13 protein-coding genes are annotated in these 23,020 nt (G+C 47.5%); 8 read left to right on the plus strand and 5 right to left on the minus strand.

All coding sequences use genetic code 11. The features are described 5' to 3' along the window. The first annotated feature begins 398 nt into the window (after nucleotides 1–398). Together AAC052_RS09880 and AAC052_RS09885 are read left to right on the plus strand one after the other, a co-directional pair. Complete coding sequence (locus AAC052_RS09880; protein ID WP_339812906.1) at nucleotides 399–1,637, plus strand: MFS transporter; 1,239 nt, start codon at nucleotides 399–401, stop codon at nucleotides 1,635–1,637. Between the two features lies 1 nt (nucleotide 1,638). Further along, on the plus strand, nucleotides 1,639–2,502 hold the full coding sequence (locus AAC052_RS09885; RefSeq protein WP_339812907.1) for a GNAT family N-acetyltransferase: 864 nt from the start codon (nucleotides 1,639–1,641) through the stop codon (nucleotides 2,500–2,502). Between the two features lie 50 nt (nucleotides 2,503–2,552). Here the strand turns inward: AAC052_RS09885 and AAC052_RS09890 are convergent, their stop codons facing one another. The 3 genes from AAC052_RS09890 to AAC052_RS09900 form a co-directional block, all read right to left on the minus strand. Beyond that, nucleotides 2,553–3,626 (minus strand): dihydrodipicolinate synthase family protein, encoded by a 1,074-nt coding sequence (locus tag AAC052_RS09890; protein WP_339812908.1) that lies wholly within the window; start codon nucleotides 3,624–3,626, stop codon nucleotides 2,553–2,555. Nucleotides 3,627–3,630: 4 nt separating this feature from the next. Beyond that, nucleotides 3,631–4,647, minus strand: coding sequence for an NAD(P)-dependent oxidoreductase (locus AAC052_RS09895; RefSeq protein ID WP_339812911.1), 1,017 nt, complete (start codon nucleotides 4,645–4,647; stop codon nucleotides 3,631–3,633). Between the two features lie 381 nt (nucleotides 4,648–5,028). Next, nucleotides 5,029–6,171, minus strand: coding sequence for a serine hydrolase domain-containing protein (locus AAC052_RS09900; protein ID WP_339812913.1), 1,143 nt, complete (start codon nucleotides 6,169–6,171; stop codon nucleotides 5,029–5,031). Nucleotides 6,172–6,343: 172 nt separating this feature from the next. Between AAC052_RS09900 and hemN the strand changes: the two genes are divergently transcribed. From hemN to AAC052_RS09915, 3 genes are all read left to right on the plus strand, one after another. Next, entirely contained in the window at nucleotides 6,344–7,705 is a 1,362-nt protein-coding gene (hemN, locus tag AAC052_RS09905; RefSeq protein ID WP_339812915.1) for an oxygen-independent coproporphyrinogen III oxidase, read from the plus strand. 62 nt (nucleotides 7,706–7,767) lie between these two features. Continuing rightward, the gene (locus AAC052_RS09910; protein ID WP_317492129.1) at nucleotides 7,768–8,667 is read left to right on the plus strand and encodes a serine hydrolase; all 900 of its coding nucleotides are present in this window, start codon (nucleotides 7,768–7,770) and stop codon (nucleotides 8,665–8,667) included. Nucleotides 8,668–8,830: 163 nt separating this feature from the next. Next, complete coding sequence (locus tag AAC052_RS09915) at nucleotides 8,831–11,935, plus strand: PQQ-dependent sugar dehydrogenase (RefSeq protein WP_339812916.1); 3,105 nt, start codon at nucleotides 8,831–8,833, stop codon at nucleotides 11,933–11,935. Between the two features lie 163 nt (nucleotides 11,936–12,098). On the opposite strand, the gene AAC052_RS09920 is transcribed toward AAC052_RS09915, so the two are convergent. Both AAC052_RS09920 and AAC052_RS09925 read right to left on the minus strand, forming a co-directional pair. Continuing rightward, nucleotides 12,099–12,941: a DUF3750 domain-containing protein gene (locus AAC052_RS09920; protein ID WP_339812920.1), complete on the minus strand. Its 843-nt coding sequence runs from the start codon at nucleotides 12,939–12,941 to the stop codon at nucleotides 12,099–12,101. 141 nt (nucleotides 12,942–13,082) lie between these two features. Continuing rightward, a complete protein-coding gene (locus tag AAC052_RS09925; protein WP_339812922.1) occupies nucleotides 13,083–13,844 on the minus strand; it encodes a ThuA domain-containing protein in 762 nt (253 codons plus the stop codon). A gap of 319 nt (nucleotides 13,845–14,163) precedes the next feature. Here AAC052_RS09925 and AAC052_RS09930 point away from each other — a divergent pair, with 319 nt between their 5' ends. The 3 genes from AAC052_RS09930 to AAC052_RS09940 all read left to right on the plus strand — a co-directional run bounded on the left by AAC052_RS09930 (nucleotide 14,164) and on the right by AAC052_RS09940 (nucleotide 23,019). Further along, nucleotides 14,164–16,176: a tetratricopeptide repeat protein gene (locus AAC052_RS09930; RefSeq protein WP_339812923.1), complete on the plus strand. Its 2,013-nt coding sequence runs from the start codon at nucleotides 14,164–14,166 to the stop codon at nucleotides 16,174–16,176. A gap of 64 nt (nucleotides 16,177–16,240) precedes the next feature. Further along, entirely contained in the window at nucleotides 16,241–16,870 is a 630-nt protein-coding gene (locus tag AAC052_RS09935; RefSeq protein ID WP_317492134.1) for a response regulator transcription factor, read from the plus strand. Between the two features lie 188 nt (nucleotides 16,871–17,058). After that, nucleotides 17,059–23,019: a gliding motility-associated C-terminal domain-containing protein gene (locus AAC052_RS09940; protein ID WP_339812926.1), complete on the plus strand. Its 5,961-nt coding sequence runs from the start codon at nucleotides 17,059–17,061 to the stop codon at nucleotides 23,017–23,019. Nucleotide 23,020: the final 1 nt, after the last annotated feature.

Raw genomic sequence — 23,020 nt, forward strand, 5'->3', positions numbered from 1 at the left:
AAGCAGCTCAAAAGGCTGCTTTTCCTTTTTCGACTATGTTCACCGTTTACGCACTCCCTCCTCATGCTTTAGGATCAATCTGTATTTCTGAGGGGATTGATTTTTGGCATGGTTATTTTGTGCTTGCATAAAAAAGCAAAAGGTCCAAACCTATCCGACTGGAGAAGCCCGACCGGGCGAGACGCATTGAGCCAGTTTTACTTTTTTATTGCCGCCTATTTACTGCATCGAATAACTTTCCCTTTGAGTTTTATCGTTCAGGTTTTCCGCTTGATCCATGCGTTATTGGTTCCGAAAATATATTTGACATCAGTTGAGACTTGAGCATATTCGCTAAATATCGTTAAGGTTTAATTGCATATTTTTACCAACGCCTATAGCTACTTAAACTTATTCTAATGAAGGATTCACCTACTAAAACTACTGTTCAGCAGCTTCAAAGTATTCCCGTAATGGTGGCTGCACTGGGGTACCTTGTCGATATGTATGATCTATTCTTGTTTAGCATCGTTAGGGTGCCAAGTTTAAAGTCGCTTGGTCTTACAGATGAACAGGTGTTGAGTGATGGAATTCTACTGCTGAACCTGCAGATGGTGGGGATGCTCATTGGCGGGTTGTTTTGGGGTGTGCTTGGCGACAAAAAAGGAAGGTTGTCTGTTCTGTTCGGGTCCATTTTAATTTATTCGATTGCCAATATTGGAAATGGGCTGGTGACAACTATTGAGCAGTATGCCGTGCTAAGGTTTATTGCAGGATTCGGTCTTGCCGGCGAATTGGGAGTGGGAATTACTTTGGTCGTAGAAATCCTCCCTAAGAATATTCGGGGTTATGGAACGACATTAGTAGCTACTATGGGCGTTTTTGGCGCATTGCTTGCCTTTTTGATTGTCCAGTTTTTTGAGTGGCGAGTTTCCTATTTTATCGGAGGTGGACTTGGGCTGTTGCTCATGGCATTAAGATTAAAAGTTTTTGAATCTGGTATCTTCCTGCAATTAAAACAGCAAAACGTCAGGCGGGGAGACATACGTATGCTGTTCAATAATAAAGCGAGATTCTTAAAATATATGACCAGCATTGTTGTTGGCATGCCTATATGGTTTGTGGTCGGCATCCTGATTACCTTCTCTCCTGAAATTGGCAGAGCGATGCGCCTTGGCCAACCAATTGATGCGGGACAGGCAGTGCTTTTTGCGTTTGCGGCACAGGTGGCGGGCAATCTGGCAAGTGGTTTTCTCAGTCAATATTTACAAAACAGAAGACAGGTGATTTTTTCGTTCATGCTGGGCTCATTTTTTCTGACAGTTATCCTCCTATTAGCACCTTTCTCAAGCACAACTCTGTTCTACCTGCTATGTGGTTGCCTGGGCTTTTTCAGCGGCTATTGGACACTTTTCATCACTGTGGCAGCCGAGCTGTTTGGCTCCAATCTGCGTGCAACCGTGGCTACCACCGCCCCTAACTTTGTGAGGGGAACGATCATTCCACTCACCTCTATTTTCCTGGTAATGAAAGGCTATATCGGAACCATTAACAGTGCCCTGGTTACCGGAGTTCTCACTTATTTAGCAGGCATGATCGCACTTTACTATCTGGAAGAAACCTTTAAGAAAGACATGAGCTTTGTCGAAGAAGCCTGATATGAGTAAAAGTGATTTCATATTGCGGCCGCTGAAATTGAACGATATCAGTGCAGCAATGAACTTATCAACTGCTGAAGGCTGGAACCAAACAGAAAACGATTGGGCACTGCTTATTACGGAGAGTGAAGGCACTTGTGTGCTGGCAGACCATGATTCAAAAGTTATTGGCACCACCACGGCTATCAACTATTCACGCCAGCTAGCGTGGATTGGTATGGTGCTGGTCGATAAATCGTACCGTGGCCAGGGGGTAAGCAAAGCTTTGCTCGACCATGTTTTCAAGAACACAAGCGACATATCGATCAAACTGGATGCTACTCCCGATGGGCAGCGGGTGTATCGACGGTTTGACTTCAAAGACGAGTACCTTATCGACAGAATGGTGAATGTATCGTTGGCTAATTTTGCGTCATTCGACAACAGCGGCATAGAACCAGAGCCAGTGAAGCCCGAGAATATCAAAGAGATTGTTGCTTTTGATGCTGCTGTTTTCGGCACAAAAAGAGAGCAGCTCATTACCTCACTTGTAAAGGAATATCCAGGTAAGGCATGGATGGTAAGGCATAACAATCGGGTGACCGGGTTTGTGCTGGGAAGAGATGGCAGTAAATACCATCATGTGGGGCCGGTTTCTGCCTCAACTATTGAGGACGCTCAGGCCCTCATTGCAAAATCGGTCGGGGTGCTGATCCAAAAACCCGTGGTGGTAGATGTGTTGCAAGACAAGCAAGCTTTGATTGCTTCGTTAAAATCGCTGGGATTCACCAAACAAAGGCACTTTGTGAGAATGTACAAGGGCGAGAATCATTTCCCAGGCATTACCGGGCATTACTACTGCATCTGCGGCCCTGAATTTGGCTAGCCCACTTATTAAACCCGGGTTTTAAACCGGTTTGGGAGAACTATTGAGAATTATTTAACAGTCCTGCTTTGCAGAAATGCCTGCACAAATTCATCATCAGTCAAATGCCTGTAACTTTCACAAATCCGATCAATCTCTTCAGCCTGCCCGCCCGAAAGCACTTCCTCTGCATTTAGACAAAACCCTCCTGGTAAAAGGCCCTGCCTGCGCAGTACTTCATGAATGCCAGGAATACATCCCTTGAAAGCGTTCCTGGCATCAAAAATAACGGCATTCATATCAGTTACCTCCACCCCTTTTGCCAGCAATGTTTCTACACCTGCATAATCATTTGCGACACACACCTTTATTTCATTGAACAGCTCAACTGCTTGCTTCGTCCAAACAGCCCAATGCCCTAACAGCCCACCAACAAACGTTTTTTCAACCTTGTCTCCATTCACCATGAATTGGTAAGGTGTGAGCAAGTCGGCAACGATGTTGTCGTCATTGCCCGTGTAGAGTGCGATTTCCTTTCTTCTGCTGGAGTGACACACCGCCCTGACCACGTCCAGCGTCTGGTACCGGTTGAAGGCGGCGACCTTGATTGCTTGCACATTGGGGATTTCGGCGAAGTCCCTCCAGAAATCATAGCTCAAATAGCGACCTCCCACGGCAGGCTGGAGATAAAAACCAAAAACCGGAATTATTTCAGCGACCGCCTCTGTGCGCTTGATGAGTTCAGCTTCTGTGTAATTGTTCAACCCACCATTGCTGAGCAAGCCAAGGTGGTAGCCGTACTTCCGTGCTAACTCAGCTTCTTTAAGCGCTTGCTCCACCGGCCCGCAAATACCCGCTACTTTAATAAAAGGACGTGCCAATTGCGCTATTGCAATTTCATCAGCAGTCATTTTGAGTACCGGCTCCAACAAATTGATTTCTGGTTTACGGATTTCGAACTGCGTGGTGTGAACGCCTACTGCCACCCCTCCTGCTCCACTGCCTATATAATAACGGGTGAGCTGTCGCTGCCTGGCTTCATCCAAATGCAATGCTGATGTGAGCGCCAGTGGATGGGCCGGAATAACCGTCCCCTTGTTTAATAAATTCGCCACAGAGGAATCGAGTTGTATATGTTTAGGCATGGGCTTAGAATTTTCCTTTTCTTTCTGAAAAGTGAGTGGGCTTATTTAAAATTTCACCCCCCTCAACGTACCATTCAAGGATAGCCTCCATCATTTGTTTCAAGCTCACTTTGGGGTAGCCAAAAAGACGAAAGGACTCGGCTGCATTCGATAATAATGAGGTGGATTGCTCTTCGTTGATAAACTGAGGCGCTATGCCCAGTATTTCTCCAAATTCTTCAGCCAGCCATCGGACTGAAACAATTTCGGGTCCGGTGACATTCAATATCTTGGCTGGTGTAGCACAATGGTGAAGCGCTCGTAAAGCTATTTCGTTGGCATCGCCCTGCCAAATCACGGTTACCGTGCCCATGGCCAGGTCAATCGGTTTGCTCTCCTTCACGGATTTGGCTATTTCCAGCAACACGCCATACGAGACGTCGTTGGCATAGTTCAGCCGGTAGATTAAAATGGGTGTGTTGCTTTTGGTGGCGAAGTATTGGAAAATGCGTTCACGGCCCAGGCATGACTGGCCATACTCGCCAATGGGCTCCGGTGGCAGCGATTCGGTAGCCCCGCCACTTACTACGGGGACGAACGGATAGACATTTCCTGTGGAGAAAACGACAATGCGGGAATTTTTGAACTTCTCTGCTACTCGTCCGGGCAGGTAGGTATTCATGGCCCAGGTAAAAGATTCATTCCCTGTGGTGCCAAACTTTGTTCCAGCGAGGTAGAGGACATTAGGCGCCTCCGGAAGCGCCTGTAGCTGGTCTTCATCGAGCAAATCAGCTGTAATTGTTTCAATACCATTTTGATGCAGCCTGGCCTGAAGACCTGGTTCAGAAAAACGGGAGACACCAATAATCCGCTTTTTTATTCCTGACTGATCCACCGCCTGCCTTGCTAACAGGGCAAGCGCCGGCCCCATTTTGCCCCCTACCCCTAAAATAAGTATGTCTCCTTCAAGCCTGGCTATGTCAGCGATAAGGGCTTGGGATGGCTGTAAATACTGCTGGTATCGTTTTTCTAAATCGTTCATCTTAATCATTCAATACAAATTCCTTTTTTGCGGCCAATTGAATCAAGGCAGCTGATTGATAGCAGTGACGTGGTGGCAATTCAGCATTCCTTCGCTCGTTCTTCTTCTTCGGAATCGTTCACCACATATTTGGAGACGAGCGGATTCTTCTAAATGTCTGTCTCACATTTTCCGTCAAGCAATGATGTCTGTAAAACCACTACTAGCCGTCTTATTTCTGGCAGCAATGTCAATTTTCAACTCTCAGTGGCGAGTTCCAACAAGTGATTAACTCCAGTTAGAAGTGCGTCAAACTTCATCAAGTTAACCCCTTCACAAGGTATAATTTTGCTGATAGTTTTAGATAGAGAAATCTAAAAATGTTACCGAAGGGAGATTACACTATTCAATAGACCTCATCAGTTCAAAACAAAGATTGTCAATCAATTGCTTCCTGCTATTGAAGGTAGCACCGACGTTAGTGAGGACGATCACCGCCGTTTTTTTATCGGGGTCTATCGCCATCGAAGTTTTGAAGCCCCCGCTCCCACCATTGTGCCACAAGAATGGTTTTTCCGTTTTGTTCTTAATGATATGCCAGCCAAGTGCAATATCAGTGTCAGGTGTTACCGAAAAGCTCATCTGCTTCATTAAACTAAGTTCACCGTTTAAAGCATCAAAACTCCAAAGGGCGTATTTCGCAAGGTCTGCTGTAGTCGAATAAATGCCCGCTGCGCCTTCCAATGTCCCCATGTCCCAGTAGGGTGTCCGTTTTCCGTTGCGGTTATAGCCCTGAACGAGGTTTTGTTTGACAGCCATCCTGTCGGCCGTTGTATTGATCATGTTGAGGCGATCAAATATCTGCCGCTGAAGCATCGTTTTGTAGTCGGTATCCTTCATCTCCGCCAACACATATCGGAGCAACCCCATGCCCAGGTTGGAGTACTCATATTTTTCACCGGGAATGCCATTGAGTTCAAGTTTTTCTGACAGATAAGTCTTCAGCTTAGTCTCTGAGCACTTCGCATAGGGGTTGTCAGCATTGAATATTGTCGTACCCATATTGGAAGGGATACTTGGCAGGCCTGAGGTGTGATTGGCTAATTGCCGGAAGGTAAAATCGGGGTTTCCCTTGAGCTTTGCACTGCTAATTTCTTTCACTAGGCCATCCAAATTGATTTTTCCCTCGTTGACCGAATTGATCAATAAATTCGTGGTGAACACTTTCGACAGAGAGCCAAGTTCAAAGACGTTATTTGAGTTAAATACTCTATGAAGTTTGTCCTCCTTTCTTTCGAGTCCATAAAAAACCAGCTTGCCATCATTAATAATCGCAATTGAAAACTGTGTCTCATTTGGAAACATGGAAACAACCTCAGCAATACTATCAATTTGAGGATCGGTTAGCCCACCCGACTGCCCCAAGTTCTCGTAGGCTGCTTGCTTGACTGGTTTAGTGACCTTGCAGCTAGCAACAATCAGAAGAAATAAGCCCAAAATCATTTTGCTAAATAGGAGGCTTGTGGATAATGAACTTGTCTTCAATTTGCTCTTGTTAGTTATTGCTTGATAGATGCGCAAATCGTAAAAAGGTTGTTTATGTAATTTCGTCTTTTGCTGCTATTCTTAAAAAATGTCACTTCTCAAGCTTAAGCCTGATTTTGGTCATAACCAAAAACGAGGCCCTTTTCTTCCTTTGTAGAAAATATAGTGAATTATGCAGCAGCAGTCATCCCTTCTTTCCAAATACAATATACCAGGACCCCGCTATACCAGCTACCCAACCGTGCCTTATTGGGAGTCGGACGATTTCACCTGCAAGCAATGGACCCGAAGCTTCCAGCAAGCATTTGCTGAAACAACCGATGAAGAGGGCATTAGCCTGTACATTCACCTACCCTACTGCGAAAGCCTGTGCACATTTTGCGGGTGCAACAAGCGGATTACCAGGAACCATGGAGTGGAAACGCCCTATATCAGCACTTTGCTGAAGGAATGGGACTTGTACATAGCAAGGCTTCCAAGAAAACCCGTGATTAAAGAGATACACCTGGGCGGCGGAACACCCACTTTTTTTTCTCCCGTCAGCCTGCAATGGCTAATTACCGGTATCCTTTCAAAGGCCCATATGCATCCCAAAGCATCTTTCAGTTTTGAAGGCCACCCTAACAACACCTCCTATGAGCATTTGAAAACACTGGGCGAACTGGGTTTTAACAGGGTAAGCTATGGCATTCAGGATTTCGACCCGGTAGTGCAGGAGGCCATCCATCGCCATCAGACGTTTGAAACAGTGAAGCAGGTGACAGAGTGGTCAAGGGAATTGGGCTATACATCTGTCAACTACGACCTGGTTTACGGTTTGCCTTTCCAAAGATCAAACTCCATCATAGATACGATTAAGAAAGTAAAAGAACTGAAGCCGGATCGCATAGCATTTTATAGTTATGCCCATGTGCCATGGATCAAAGGAAATGGGCAAAGGAAGTTCTCAGAAGCTGATTTACCAAAAGATGATGAAAAACGAGCATTGTATGAACTTGGAAGAGACATGTTGCTGGACAACGGCTTGGTGGAAATAGGCATGGATCATTTCGCCACAAAACAGGATGAGCTTTATGAATCATCAATTAACGGACAGCTTCACCGTAATTTCATGGGCTATACAGCGTCTTCGACCAAATTACTGATCGGGTTGGGCGTTTCTTCTATCAGCGACTCATGGTATGGTTTTGCGCAGAATCACAAGGATATTGAGACCTACCAAGAGTCCGTCGAAAGTGGCTTTTTGCCCGTTTTCAGAGGGCATATACTCAACCAGGAAGATCTCATCCTCCGACAGCACATACTCGATTTAATGTGCCGGTTCTCAACAACACTGCATGAGGCACAAATGTCGTACCGCTCCATACTGGAAAGGCTGGCTGAGCCTATGCAAGATGAGCTAATTGAATTGAGCGGAGACGATGTCCGCATCACTGAAAAAGGACGTGCGTTTATCCGCAACATTTGCATGGCATTCGATAAGCGGCTTTGGCGCAAGCAACCCGAAACCCAACTTTTCTCATCCACTATCTGATGGTATGAGAGGTTTGGTGACTGAAAGGTTTGTGCTTTACTTTGAGCAAAGCCTTTTACCCAATGAAAAAACCTACCTACCTGTTATTTGCTTTGGCACTCACGATGGCCGCTTGCCAACTGTCATCAAAAAAACAAACGCTGAATGAGCTGAAGCAAAACATCGCAGCGGATTTTGAAGCCAACACCGGCGACTATGCCATTGCCTTCAAGGATCTCAGCAATCCTGACAATCAACTGTACATCAACGAAACGGAGACGTTTCATGCTGCCAGCACGATGAAAACGCCGGTCATGATTGAGCTGTTTAAGCAAGCCCGTGCGGGTGAGTTCAGCCTTTCCGACTCCATTCTGGTTGTTAATGAATTTAAAAGTATTGTGGACTCATCGGCCTATACCATGGATATAGGCGAAGATAGTGGCGAAGGACTTTACAGCTTTATTGGCCAAAAGCTCACCATTTATGATCTGACGTATGAAATGATCACTGTGAGCAGCAACCTGGCCACCAATATCCTCATAGAATTGGTAGGTGCTCCGAACGTAATGACAACCATGAAATCATTCGGAGCTAACGACATCCAGGTGCTGCGTGGCGTGGAAGACCAAAAGGCCTATGAATTGGGCATGAACAACACCACAACAGCTAAAGACCTGGCCATTGTGATGGAAATGATTGCAACAGACAAGGCCGGTGCCCCGGAAGACTGCTCAGCAATGATTAAAATTCTGAAAGACCAGCGATTCAATGACATCATCCCAGCCTATTTGCCGAATTCAGTTTCTGTGGCGCATAAAACAGGCTCCATCACCAAATTGCATCACGATTCTGGCATTGTTTATCTACCAGATGGACGGAAATATGTGTTGGTACTGTTGTCTAAGAATCTGAATACCATGGAAGAAGGCACTGAGGTGCTGGCAAGGGTGTCGGAGAAGGTTTACAGCTATCTGAATCAATAGTCGGCAACAGCACTAGTGTCAAAAAGAACGCAACCGAATCAATCGGGCAAAAGCAGTCTGTCTCGAGGTTAACATGTTTACCGCCCTCCTTTGAGATATTTGTCTACCAGAGTTGCCGTATATCTACCTATTTTGCTTGCTCAAATTAATTTGACATATATTGATGAAACAACACCTACTTGAAAAGGCATCGTTGAAGCTTCTGCCTTTCGTCTTTATCACCCTCATTGGATTTTCTTGCAGCGAATCACGTGACAGCTCACTTTTGGTTGTTTACGAAAAAAACCATGCGTTATCGGCATCAATTGGCCAACTGATGGCCGATGCTACTGCAAAAGGCATAAAGACCGATACATTGTCTATCACCAGCGAACGCCCTGGCGACAATCTTTGGAAAAGCAAGGGAGTACTTTTGCTGGCAAATACAAATCACTTTACTCCACAGTGGCAGACCGACATTGAACGTTATGTGCAAACAGGTGGAGCGCTCCTCGCTCCCAGCGACACGGTTAACCAATATCAATGGCCCTGGCTATATGCGGCAGGAGGAACCGGCTCAAAAAACTATGATGGTGGAAAAATCACCTTTTTCACAGCAAGCGACTTGAGCAGTGAGATGATCACATCCTCGTTATCGGACAACGCTATCGTGGAAGAAAGTGTGAAAAGTTTAGCCGCACCAGATGTCAGTAGATTCACCAAAATCATTCTCGACGCTGAGGTCAACGAGCCAATGGAGCTGGATATACTTCCTGATGGCAAGCTGCTATTTATCGAGAGAGAAGGCAACCTGAAAATGTTTGATCCGGAGTCGAACGAAACAAAGATTCTTCACACCTTCAAAGTAAATACTGAAGGTAACTACGAAGACGGCATGCTTGGCCTGGCAGTAGACCCGAACTATGACCAAAACAACTGGATCTATATCTACTACTCTCCCCTTGGTGGTGCTTCCAGGCAAAACCTATCCAGGTTCACGCTGCTGGCCGACAGCCTGATAGTGGGCAGTGAAAAAATTGTACTGGAGGTAGGCGTGCAACGGGAAACCTGCTGCCATTCGGGCGGAGGTATTGTGTTTGGCCCTAATGGTCATCTTTACCTCAGCACGGGCGACAACACCAGCTCGAAGGAATCGAGCGGCTACTCCCCTCTTGACGAGCGCCCTGGCCGTGGGCCTTTCGATTCACAAAAGGGCTCTTCCAATACGCATGATCTTCGTGGTAAAATTCTAAGGATCAAACCTACAGCGGACGGCTCCTACACCATCCCCGATGGCAATCTATTTCCGAAGGACGGTTCACAGGGACGACCCGAGATTTACGTCATGGGTTGCAGAAACCCATTCCGGTTCACAGTAGATATGAAGACCGGCTACGTGTATTGGGGCGATGTGGGGCCCGACTCTGGCAGAGACAGTGAAAAAGGCCCTCAAAGCTACGACGAATGGAACCAGGCAAAAACACCTGGTTTTTACGGCTGGCCTTACTTCGAAGCGAACAACATTGCCTTTCCTATGGTTGATTTCGCAACAGATGAAATTGGCCCCAAGCAGGATCCTGCCCATCCTATCAACGAATCGCCCAACAATACCGGCTCCAGAGAATTGCCTCCTGCAAGGCCTGCCATGATTTGGTATCCTTACGGCCAGTCGGACATTTGGCCGATGCTGGGCACCGGCTCCAGAAGTGCTATGTCTGGCCCTATGTACTACAAGCCAGCTGGCGCTTCCAAAGCTGGATTTCCTGAGTATTACGATGGTAAGCTCTTCATTTATGAGTGGGCACGTAGCTGGATCAAGGTGGTATCGTTTGACGAGGACTGGAACCCGACGCAAATTGAATCTTTTCTGCCTGACGAGCCATTCGTGAAGCCCATCGACATGGAGTTTGACAAAAACGGTGTGATGTACCTGCTGGAGTATGGCTCCAACTATTTTGCCAACAATGTGGACGCAAGGTTGGTAAGGATTGAGTACGCCGAAGGCAACAGGGCGCCTGTGCCAGCGATAGCCACAGATAAGACAAAAGGTGCAGTACCCCTCACCGTTAATTTCTCAGCTCAGGGCTCTTTTGACTACGACAAAGACGATGCTTTGGTATTTAGCTGGACAACCAAAGACGGCAAGAAGTATGAAGGCCGTGATGTGAGCATTACTTTTGATCAACCCGGTGAACAAGAAGTGAAGCTTACTGTTACTGACTCCAAAGGCGAAACTTCATCAGCCTTTACCAGGATCATAGCCGGTAATGAGCCTTCCAACATCGTTTTTGACTACAGCGGTAACCAATCCTTCTATTTTGGTAAGGAAACCAATTCTTACAAAGTAATCGTAACCGACAAAGAAGACGGCAGCACAGAGGATGGCAGTATTACCAGCGAGGCAGTAAGCGTCAACTTCAGCTATCTGGAAGGCGGCTACGACCAGGCCAACCTGGGTGAGGATTTCTTCAAGAACCCTGCTATCAATGTGAAGGGCAAAAACATGATCGCTAACAGTGATTGTTTGTCGTGCCACTCCGTCGATCAGAAGTCGATAGGCCCGGCCTATATCGAAATTGCCAAAAGGTATGCTGATGATCCATCATCACGAGACATGCTGGCAGGCAAAATCATCGAAGGCGGCAATGGCAACTGGGGCCACAGCCTGATGGCAGCCCACCCGCAGCTAACACTCGACGAAACAAGGGTGATGGTGGACTATATCCTGTCGCTGGTGAAGGAAAGCCCTACGACAAGTTTGCCTTTGACGGGCAGTGTTACGCTGACTAAACAGACCGCTGAAAACCAAGGCGCTTATGTTGTCGGCATTCGGTATACCGACAAAGGAAATGGCACCATTCCTGCCATCGAGTCTTCAAAGATGATTATGATCAAGGCGCCAGTACTCGAGGCTGAAAACTACAATTTCTTCAACGATGTGCAACAGCAGCGGCCCAACGGTGGCGACTTTGCCTTCCTGAGCAACATCAACGATGGCTCATATATTGGCTACAAAAACATTGACCTGAAGGGAATCAGCAAAATTTCTGTGACCTTAATGGCTGTGGAAGGTGGAACTATCAATATTGTTTCAGGTAGCCCCACAGGCAAGGTAATAGGCACGGTGGATGTACCTGCATTCGAAGGTTCATGGAGAGATCGCAAATGGACAAATGCTGACATCACTATTGGTAAAGTGGATCAGATTGGCAATCTGTATTTTGTTATTTCTCATCCTGAAAAGGAAACTAATCTGATGAGCCTGGATAAAATCAGCTTTCTCAAATAAATAGAAAGTAAGTCATAGTCGAATAGGAAAGCACCTGTCTTAGTGAGATGGGTGCTTTTTTGTTTCCAGTCATTTATCATGAGCTGGTGAGATACAGCTTTTCATTTTAGTGCCACTATGGTCCCTAATGTCCAGTTAGAGTCCAGTTAGATTGACCTAACCTTCACTGTCCTGCTGAATCTGTTTTTGTGGACGAAGGACTGGCATCAACATCCACTGGTGCCATTCCAATTCTCCCAACGGCTGGAAGCTCAAGCGCCAAATCAAAAACATCCAGCTCCACGCTGAGCCCCAGCACATTCATTTCCAAGCCTTCCTGAAAACCTACTGTCAGACCCAGTAAGCCATATACGGAAGCTTGCACACCAGTTCCGCTGGCTGACCATCCAAAGGTTTCTTTCCATGGCCGCCAGTCCTTTCCAATGGCTGTAGATGGAAGGTCGAGACCAAGCCCGGGCACTTCAAGACCAAGCCATGCAATAAACGTATTGCTATTGGGCCCCGGCCAAACTGTATAAGTATCAGCGTATGGATATCTCTCAATAGCTGCTTCCACCTGGCCGATGAGCATTTGTGCTTCGCTTCCCCTTTTATCCAACAGCAATGTGGGTTCATTGCCATACCAGCTTTTGTCGGGAATACCAGGCTCTGTAAACAAGGCAGTTCCATTTCTGCTTAGCGCCCAACCAATGATCTGGCTGACCTGATAGTGGTCAGCACCCTGGCGTTTTGTGGCAATCCAGGTGTGTACAGCAAGTATTTTTTTGGCACCCCATGTGCGAGCGGCATACACCTGGATCACCGCACCTTCATACTGTTCGGGTTTGGGGGCCAAGCCATAGCTGTAGGCCGAGCCACCAATGTCAGAGGCAGCGAGGCGTTCCCGGTGAATCTTAAAAGGTTCGATCAGGTATATACCATAAACATAGCATAGCCCAAACACTAACCAGGCCACTTTCGATAAGCGAAATTTTTTCTTTGGTTTGACATTGAGTTGACGATCCATAAAAGCGATTACTTCCAATTTACGGCTAGTGACTCAAAAGGTGACACTGCCTCATCACTTTAGGCTAATCACCTCCCCGATTAAACGACAAAAGCAGCCCCCGTATCCGAAAGCTGCTTTTTGTATTCAATATGATAGGCCTTATTTTTTTATCCCTTTTCCAGTAGCGGCCCAATAAATACCACCATATAAGTGATCAAGGAAGGTTTGATCAGAGTAAATAGCACCAATATGGCCCAGGCCTGTGTAGAAAGCCCTGCCCCCATCGTAGTTGTGGTACCAGGCAATTGGATGGAAATCGCCCATGCCCTTTCTGGCAGTGCCTCCCCAGTTGGTTGACGCATCGTAGCTTTTTTCATCAACAGTCAGTAGAAACTTCAAATCATCAGACTTAAATGGCTTTTGGTACTCATACCATTCATCAGTCCATAGTAATCTTTTGGGAAAGCGCTCCATGCCAGGGAAATTACTATCTACTACATCCAAATAGGCGGTTTGCTGCTGGGGGTGAACCTGAAACATCATTCCCACCATTTTGGTGTACCATTCCCATTCATATTCAGTGTCGGCTGCGGCGTGAATGCCTACCCAGCCCTTACCGGACTTAATGTACTTTTCGAAGGCAGCCTGCTGCTCATCGTTCAGGATGTCGCTGGTGGTGCTGAGGAAGATCACCACATCGTAGTTGGCCAGCTGCTTGTCGTTAAAAACCGACGCATTTTCCTGCCAGTCGACACTGAAATTGTGGCGAGCTGCCAGCGCACGGACGCCATCTACTCCTTCATGAATAGACACATGATGGAAACCGGCTGTTTTAGTGAAAAGGAGCACTTTGAACTGCTGTGCTTGTGCAACAGACACCATACAAATGGCAAAAAGCAATGAAAGTATGTTTTTCAACATGGTTTTTAGGGGTTTTAAGTCTTCGTAAATAATTGATAGAAAGTAAACATGCGAGTATATCACGCCCTGCACATCTCAGCTTATGAAAAGTGCTCAGGCTCCTGCTCAATCAAAGTTTATGTATCAACTGTAATTACGCCAGAAACTATGAATTTACCTACAATGCTGTGTAGCAGACACCCATGAAAGGGATGAATGGCCTCCCTCCTGCTACAGCTCCCTGAGAAACCTGCCATTTTGAAGTATTGCTGCTAAATTCCCGTCGTTTGTTGCAGCCTATCTACCATTTTATTCACTAAATTGACAAGAAAGTTTTGCCTTGAAAAGAGCCATTACCATTTGCATTTTACTCTTTGAAATTGCTTTATGCTCATTTGCACAAGGCCCTAAAGTGGACAGTCTTCGTCAGGTAGCAAAGCAGCACCCCAAAGACACAACAGGAGTGAATGCATTGCTAGGGCTTGCGAGCGAATTTTTGAGAACCGATCTGGAAGAGGCCAAATCGCTTGCCTTTCGGGCAGTTCCTCTTGCGGACTCTCTTAAGCAACTGCGGGGATTGAGTGTTGCTTACTTGTACCTCGTTGTTATTTACCAAAACGCTGCTCAACAGGATAGCGCTGTTTATTACCTCGATCAATTGAAGGCCTTAGCAGAGGCTAATCCTTCTGACTGGAAATTAGTCGTCAACTACAATCAGTCGGCTGGGTTGTATTACAAAAACCAGGGCAATTACAACAAGGCACTACCCTATCTGCTCGAAAATCTCAAATTTACTGAGCCTGACAGCGAAGGAACTGCGGGCCTTTATCTGAACATTGGCAACCTCTATTTCAATCTCTCCGACTATCGCAACGCCATGCACTACCATTTGGAGGGACTTACCATTTTCGAAAAGGTCGGCAGCCTGAGAGGCCAGTCATTTTGCATGCACAGCCTGGGAAATGATTTTTTTCATCTCAGTCAGTTCGAGTTGTCAAAGAAATACTACCTCCAGGCGATGCAAATCAAGCAGCAGCTTAACGACAAGCGAGGATTGATTACCACCTGGACAGGTCTTGGCGACGTGTATGGTCAGCTAATGCAATATGCCCTTTCTGAGAAGTATTACTTACAAGCAATAGCTGCGGCCCGGGAAATGAAGCTTCGTGGAGAGGAGATGAAACCTCTTTACCAGATAGGGTTATTGTACAAAAAAATGGGAGGCTTTGATCAGGCGATAAAAAACATTACCAGTAGCCTGCTCCTTGCACGGCAAATGGGCGACAGCACTGCCAGCGCCAAGGCCCAATCGGAGCTGGTGGGAATCGACATTGCACGGCAGACCAAAAAAAATGACGAAAGCACCCTCCTTGCCAGTCTTAAAACAGTGATTGAGGCCGGGAATAGAGATGGGGAGTTGGTCGAGTATGGTCGGCTTGGTGAGTACTATGCAATGAATAAGCAATTTGAAAAGGCTTATGAGTATCTGAAAAAATATGAGCAGCTAAAGGATGAAATTGAGGGCACAGAGGTGCTGCTGGAGTTAAAAGAATTGGAGGGACAATATCAAACTGAAAAAAAGGAGCGGGAAATTGAACTTTTAAAAAAGGATCAGGAGCTTCAGACCCTGGCACTGGACAGGGAACGAGCCAATGTGATCATCATCGCCATTATACTGGTATCAGTAGTGCTGACCGGCTTTTTGCTTGTCAATAGGTACAGGGTGGTGGCTCGTGCCAAACGAACAATAGAAATGGAAAGGATGCGCAACACCATTGCCAGAGACCTTCACGATGACATTGGTTCAACGCTCTCCAGCATCAATATTATGAGCCAACTTGCCCTCAAAGACAATAACGGGCAGGCAGGGCAATATTTTCAGAGTATCCATGAGCACTCGTCCAAGATCATGGAGAGCATGTCGGACATTGTTTGGTCTATTAACCCCAACAACGACTCGCTGGAGCAGGTTCTGGTGAAAATGAAGGAATTCGCTGCCGAAATACTCGAGCCAAAAGGGATCGCTTTTTCCTTTCAGGGGGTCGACGAAGTAAAGAACATCGTGCTGGCTTCTGAAAAGAGAAAAAATGTCTTCCTCATTTTCAAAGAAGCCATAAACAACGCAGCCAAGTACAGTAACGCTTCAGAAATTATCATTCAGGTGGCAGGCCAAAATGGGAATATCATTTTCTCCATTAGCGATAATGGCAACGGCTTTGACTCTGAGAAGGTGAAGCCCGGAAACGGGCTGAAGAACATGGAAGCCCGGGCAAAAAGCCTGCTCGGCGCACTTCGCCGCACCAGCGCCATTGGAAACGGCACACATATTAATCTTGAATTCCCTATCACATGATTAGGGTATTGTATCAACTCAGGTATTAGCCGACTTTTATCATTTACCACTAATCGACCTCGTTATGCCCCTTTCTGTGCTGCTATATGAAGACGATGAGCTCCTTCGCAGCAGTCTGCAAAGTATGATTAGCCTCAATGAAAACTTTCTATGCTTGGGTGCCTATAGCGACGTGCTACAGGCGACCGATCAAATCCAGCACCTCCGCCCCGATTTGGTTTTCATGGATATTGACCTGCCTGGCATGACCGGCATAGAAGCGTTGAAAAAAGTGAGAGCCTCCAATCAGGAATTGCCCATCATCATGCTTACCGTATTTGATGATAGCACCCACGTACTTGATGCCATTTTCGCAGGTGCTTCCGGATATCTGCTAAAAAAACATATTTCTACCCGCCTTTTCAACGCCGTAGAGGAAGTGCTGGCTGGTGGTGCCCCCATGTCGCCCAGCATAGCCCGTATGGTAATTGATTCGATGAGGCAAAAGCCTGTGGAAAACAATTATCAGCTTTCCCCCAGAGAGAAAGAAATCCTTACTTCCCTCAGCCAGGGCAACAGCTACAAGATGATTGCTAGCGATTTTGCAATAAGCATAGACACTGTTCGCACCCACATCAAAAGAATCTACGAAAAGCTCCAGGTGCACTCCCAAACTGAAGCTGTGAGTAAGGCGATCAATGAGGGGCTGGTTTAGGCTCATTGTCAACTGCTGTCCCCTATTGGAACTGCCTACTCACTTTCTGTAACCTGCCTTCACAATCCCGTCACATCATCATGCGATTTACTTCCTTCTTTGTTTTGGTGAGCTTTGATTGAAGTTAGTTCTCTGGTTATCAGAGGAGTAATACATTTTTTCAAGTAAGTAAAAACCGATAACTTTTTATGAAAAGTGCTACCGGAAAGCTCACTACCCGCAAGTTATTGTCCCTCAGTACCTTGTTGTTTTCGCTTCTGATCTTATGCTCAAAAAATGTACTTGCCCAACCAGGCTCTCTTGACCCTGCTTTTTCGGGAGATGGAAAGCAAACAACGGATTTTGGGGGTCTTAGTGATGAGGCTTACGCCGTTGGTTTTCAAAGCGATGGAAAAATAATCGTCGCCGGCTATTCTTTCGTCACAACCGACGATTTTGCGGTTGCCCGCTACAACACCGACGGGTCGCTGGATGCCACTTTTGGAACCGCTGGAAAGGTGATCACACCTATCGGTACTTTCGACGACTATGGCTGGTCACTGGCCATTCAGTCGGATGATAAAATAGTGGTGGCTGGCTACTCATTTAATGGTTCCAACGAAGACTTTGCGTTGGTGCGCTACACAAGCAACGGTGCCCTGGATACTTCATTCGATACTGACGGAATTCTCACAACGGCTATTGGTACAGGCGATGACCAAGCCTTTGCCGTAGCTATTCAAAGCGACGGCAAAATACTGGCAGCAGGGAGGAGTCACAATGGTTCAAATTTTGACTTTGCGCTGGTGCGTTACAATACGGATGGTTCTCTGGATACTTCGTTTGACACCGATGGCAAACTGACAACCCCCAATGGGAGTGCCGGTGACGAGGCCTGGTCTATTGTTATTCAGCCGGATGGCAAGATTGTTCTGGCCGGTACAAGCACCAATTTACAGGCGGACTTTACCATGGTGAGATACAACGCTAATGGCTCCTTAGACACTGGCTTCGATACCGACGGAAAGGTCACGGTGAACATTGGATCAGGGACAGCAGATGACCAGGCCTATTCTGTTGCCTTGCAAACTGATGGCAAAATAGTGGTGGGCGGCTCCCACAATTCCGGAAACCTGGATTTTGCTCTGACTCGTCTAAATGGCGATGGCTCTCTGGATACCGGGTTTGGCACAGCCGGAAAGGTCATTACCGCTGTCGGTAGCTCGCACGAAACCGGACGTAGCGTTGCTATTCAAGCCGATGGTAAAATTCTACTGGCGGGCTGGAGTAACAATGGCTCCAACTACGATTTCGCATTGGTTCGCTATAACACCGACGGCTCGCTGGATGGCAGCTTTGGTACTGCGGGAAAGGTAATTACCCCTTTCGGCGCATCCAACGACCATGCCTATGCCGTAGGCATTCAAAGTGATAAAAAAAAAGTCCTTGCCGGGAGAACCAACGCCTCAACCTGGGACATGGCGCTCGCCCGCTACATCGCTGCCATCGACCAATCAATCACGAGCTTCTATCCCCTATCGGGTGTTGTTAGCACCGAAGTTACTATTACGGGGACGGGGTTCAGCACCACGCCGGCCGACAATGCAGTTGCTTTTAATGGAACGGCGGCCATTGTAACTGCAAGCACGGCGACAACAATCACCACTTCGGTACCTGCCGGGGCCAGCAGCGGCCCCATAACGGTGACAGTTGCAGGCAATACCGTGGCATCAGACGTCGATTTTTACGTTACCGCAGCATCAATATCCATGAGCGATGGAGACGTTTCGGGGTGTGATTTTCAATTTACAGACTCAGGCGGGCCAGACGATTACGGAGCTAGCGAGGATTTCACTTTCACCTTTGCTCCTGAGAACCCAGGTGAGAAAATGAAAATCTCTTTTCTGTCCTTTGATACCGAAACCAGCGAATATTTAATCGTCTACGATGGGCCAGATACTTCCTCTCCATTCCTGAGCTATATGAGTGGCACCACTGTACCAAAAGACGTCATAGCAACCAGCGCTACCGGCGAAGTCACTTTCTTCTTTCACTCCAATAACGACGGCGAAAGGCCTGGATGGGAGGCCCTGGTTTCGTGTGTAACCGACCTGATTACCATCGATACCCAACCTCTGAACTACACTGGTTGCGTAGGTGATATAGCCACTTTTGAGGTCGCAGCGAGCGGTACAACCAACCTCACCTATCAGTGGCAGGAGTCAGACTACGAAGGTGGCTGGTATGATTTGACTGATGTCGATGGTTTTTCGGGCACCAGCACTTCTGTTCTTTCAGTGAATACTGCCGCATATTTTGGTCAAAATTATTACCGGTGCATGGTTTCCGGAGACCTCTCATCTAATGCATTCTCTGATGAGGTATATCTCGAGATCGGGCCAGATAAACCTGCTGTTTCTAACGTGGTCAATTGCGGGCCGACTTCTTTTACGCTCACAGCATCTGGAGGTGCTGAAGGGCAATTCCGGTGGTACACAACCTCCACCGGAGGCTCACCTATTATCGGAGAGACGAGCAGTACGTACACCACACCTCCCCTAACCAGCACAGCTTATTACTACGTTGCTATTAACGACGGCACATGCGAAAGCGAACGAAGCGAAATCCAGGCTGGCATTAGCACCTGTGAGCCTGAACCTGGGTTTGTTTGGGCACTTGGCGCTGGCTCTGGTGGAGGTACATCGGCTGCTTCAGAAACTATCTACACATCCGATGGCAACCTTCTTGTATTTGGGTCATACGGAGGCACCATCGATTTTGATACCGGACCCGGGGAAGCTATCGTTACAGCTACAGGCAGCGATGCATATATGTTCAAATTAGGCCCTGATGGTAATCTCCTTTGGGTAAAAACCGCCCAGGGAACCGGATTAACCAGTGTGGCTGCTGCATCCGAAAACGGAGCAGGAAATCTGTATGTCCTGTTCAGGTTCTATGGCACCACGGACTTTGACCCGGGTGTAGGGGAAGCCTTTCTCACAAGCGTGACAAGCTCTCCCAACAATAAAAGTGACCTGGCCATAGCGAAGTACGATGCCGACGGCAACTTTATCTGGGTGCGGCAAATTGGCGGAAATAGCGACGAATTTGGAGGTGGAATTACAACCGATGCAGATGGAAATGCCTATGTAACGGGAGCCTTTCGGAGCACCACCAGTGTAGGTGGTATGTTCTCGCTCACAGCCAGAGGCAGTGGAAGCACAGACGCTCTGTTCTGCAAAATCGACAAAGACGGCACTTTCTTGTGGGCTTATAATATTGGCTCAGATACCACCACGGGCGCCAACCTTTTCAGTGACTATGCTTCCGGAGTCGCTCTGAGCGGCTCCAACCTTTACATAACCGGGAGGCTACACAGCAGTGGCGTTGTTGACTTTGATCCGGGTGCTGGAACCGCTAACTACACTTTAACATCAGGCACCGCTTTTATTTTGAAGCTGAATTCCGACGGAATCTATCAAAGCCATCAGGTAATCGAAAACAGTGGTGCTTCAGGTTCCATTGGTATCGACAGCGAAAGCAATATATACGTTTGCGGCCAGTTCGCTGGAACCATCGATATTGACCCCGGGCCTGGCACCTTCGAGGTAACTTCAACAGGAGATGCCGCTTCCTACCTACTAAAATTGAATCCTGCCGGGGATTTCGTTTGGGGCTTGTCATTCGGCGGTCAATACAACTCGTTTGCAATGGGTAATATTACGATCGATGCTAACGACAACATTTTCACCTCGGGGTATTTCCAAAGCACCACTGATTTTGACCCCTCTGATCTGGTGGAAAGCAGGGGAAGTAACGGCCTTTTTCTCAACACTTTCACTCTGAAACTAGACAAAGATGCCAACTTCAAATGGATGATTGACATGCGAAAAATCGATGGGGGTTTTACCTCAACGAGTGCCGGCCCTTTAGCATTAAGCCCCGAAGGCGATATTTATCTGGTGGGTGGTTTCGCCCGGCACATCGATTTTGATCCAAGTGAGTGCGTCTTCGAAATGAATAATGTAAACGGCACCGACTTCTTTGTCAGAAAAGTAAGCCCCGCTGCGCCCACTGTTTGTTTTGACGCAGAACCTGTTAATAAATTTGCTTGTACAGGCTCTACTGCCACATTTGCCACCACGGTACTTGGTACCGACCCATATAACTTCCAATGGCAGAAGTTGAATACTTCAACGTCTATCTATGAAGACATTTCCAACACCGGGGGATATTCGGGAGTTTTGACTTCAACTCTTTCCATTAATACAACCGGCGACTTCGGTGCCGGAACGTACCGATGCAAAGTGTCAGGTAATTCAACCATCGATGACTTCTCGGGAAGTGCCACACTCACTATTGGCCCTTTGACGCCCCCAAAAGCAACAGACGTCAGCACTTGCACACCGGAAAGTGTAACACTCACCGCCTCCGGCGCTACCACCGGCCAGTATCGCTGGTATGATGTTGAGACAGGCGGCACTGCCATTGTTGGGCAGGTGAATAGCTCCTTCATCACTCCCGAGCTCTCCCAAACAACTACATTTTATGTGGCCATCAACAACGGTTCGTGTGAAAGCGAAAGAGTTCCAGTGACCGCCACACTCAATACCACGCTGGATCCACCTTTAGCTACTGAGGCTGCCATTTGCGGCGGTGAAACAGCGGCACTGATCGCCACAGGAGGCACCGATGGCCAATACCGATGGTATGAGGTTGAAAGTGGTGGCACTGCCATCAGTGGAGAAACAAATGGCATCTACACCACACCCGCTCTCTCGACCACTTCCACTTATTATGTTGCGCTAAACGATGGAAGCTGCGAAAGTACAAGGACGCCGGTTGTCGTCACGGTAAACTCACCTCCTTCCGCACCTTCCACCACCGATGCGGTACTTTGTGGATCGGGTTCTGCTGCAGTAACTGCCTCGGGAGGCTCGGACGGGCAGTACCGTTGGTATGACACGGAAACAGGTGGAACTGCCATTGCCGGAGAAGTGAATGGCGCCTACTCTACTCCTATCTTAACGGCCACAACAACTTACTATGTTTCCATCAATGATGGTTTTTGTGAAAGCGCCAGAACGGCCGTAACTGCTGGCATTAGCCCAGCCGTGACGCCCCCGACAACGACAGATGTCTCTATCTGTGCGCCGGAAAGTGTCACCCTTACTGCCACTGGTGGTGCGGAAGGTGAGTACCGTTGGTACGACGTCGAAACAGCCGGAATCGCAATTTCCGGTGAGGTAAACAGCAGTTTCAACACTCCCATCCTATCGGCAACCTCTAGCTATTACGTCGCTATCAACAACGGAACTTGCGAAAGCAGTCGAACACGTGTTACCGTCGAGATTGGCTCCGACGTTACGCCACCAACCGCTGCTGCCGAAGTAAGCACATGCCCTGACGAAAGTGCGACCCTTACAGCTACCGGAGGCACCAACGGAAGCTACCGATGGTATGAGGTGGCCACTGGCGGCGCTGGTATACCCAATCAAGTCAATAGTACGTTGGTCACTCCTGCGTTGACTTCCGATGCTACTTACTACGTCGCCATTAACGATGGCACTTGTGAGAGCACCCGGGTACCAGTGGCGATTTCGCTGCTGCAGGAAATAGCAATCACCAACCAACCTGCCGACCAGTCGGTGGAAGTGGGTGAGCCTGCCTCCTTCTCGGTCCCGGCCTCCGGCGATAACCTAACCTACCAGTGGCAAAAAGACCTGGTAGATTTGGAAGGAGAAACAAGCGCTGAACTTGCCTTGCCAGCAGTAAGTCTCGAGAGTGAGGGAAGCTATTTATGTATTATTAGCAATGACTGCGGCAGCCTAGTGAGCGAGGCTGCCATTTTAACGGTATTGGAGCCTGTGGTAGGCCAAAACGGGGACGAGATCATCGTCTACAATGCTGTAGCGCCCAATGGCAACAACAAAAACGAATTCCTCAAAATAGCCAACATCGAAAGTCACCCGGATAATTCCGTAGAAATCTACGACCGCTGGGGCGTGAAGGTGTTTGAGGTATCCAACTACGATAACCAGGACTCAAATGCCAGGTTTGAGGGACGTTCCAATGTTGGAAGCAGCCTCAACCTGGTAGAAGGCACCTATTTCTATCTTGTTCAGGCCTCAGGACAAAAACTGACAGGCTTTTTACACCTAAGAAGATAAT

It is taken from the genome of uncultured Imperialibacter sp., from assembly GCF_963974565.1.
Taxonomy (GTDB): Bacteria; Bacteroidota; Bacteroidia; order Cytophagales; family Cyclobacteriaceae; genus Imperialibacter; species Imperialibacter roseus.

What these genes read in the sequence shown, in the direction of transcription:
- AAC052_RS09880 (WP_339812906.1), top strand. Translation starts at nt 399, where the DNA reads ATGAAGGATTCACCTACTAAAACTACTGTTCAGCAGCTTCAAAGTATT.
- AAC052_RS09885 (WP_339812907.1), top strand. Translation starts at nt 1,639, where the DNA reads ATGAGTAAAAGTGATTTCATATTGCGGCCGCTGAAATTGAACGATATC.
- AAC052_RS09890 (WP_339812908.1), bottom strand. Translation starts at nt 3,626, where the DNA reads ATGCCTAAACATATACAACTCGATTCCTCTGTGGCGAATTTATTAAAC.
- AAC052_RS09895 (WP_339812911.1), bottom strand. Translation starts at nt 4,647, where the DNA reads ATGAACGATTTAGAAAAACGATACCAGCAGTATTTACAGCCATCCCAA.
- hemN (WP_339812915.1), top strand. Translation starts at nt 6,344, where the DNA reads ATGCAGCAGCAGTCATCCCTTCTTTCCAAATACAATATACCAGGACCC.
- AAC052_RS09910 (WP_317492129.1), top strand. Translation starts at nt 7,768, where the DNA reads ATGAAAAAACCTACCTACCTGTTATTTGCTTTGGCACTCACGATGGCC.
- AAC052_RS09915 (WP_339812916.1), top strand. Translation starts at nt 8,831, where the DNA reads ATGAAACAACACCTACTTGAAAAGGCATCGTTGAAGCTTCTGCCTTTC.
- AAC052_RS09920 (WP_339812920.1), bottom strand. Translation starts at nt 12,941, where the DNA reads ATGGATCGTCAACTCAATGTCAAACCAAAGAAAAAATTTCGCTTATCG.
- AAC052_RS09925 (WP_339812922.1), bottom strand. Translation starts at nt 13,844, where the DNA reads ATGTTGAAAAACATACTTTCATTGCTTTTTGCCATTTGTATGGTGTCT.
- AAC052_RS09935 (WP_317492134.1), top strand. Translation starts at nt 16,241, where the DNA reads ATGCCCCTTTCTGTGCTGCTATATGAAGACGATGAGCTCCTTCGCAGC.
- AAC052_RS09940 (WP_339812926.1), top strand. Translation starts at nt 17,059, where the DNA reads ATGAAAAGTGCTACCGGAAAGCTCACTACCCGCAAGTTATTGTCCCTC.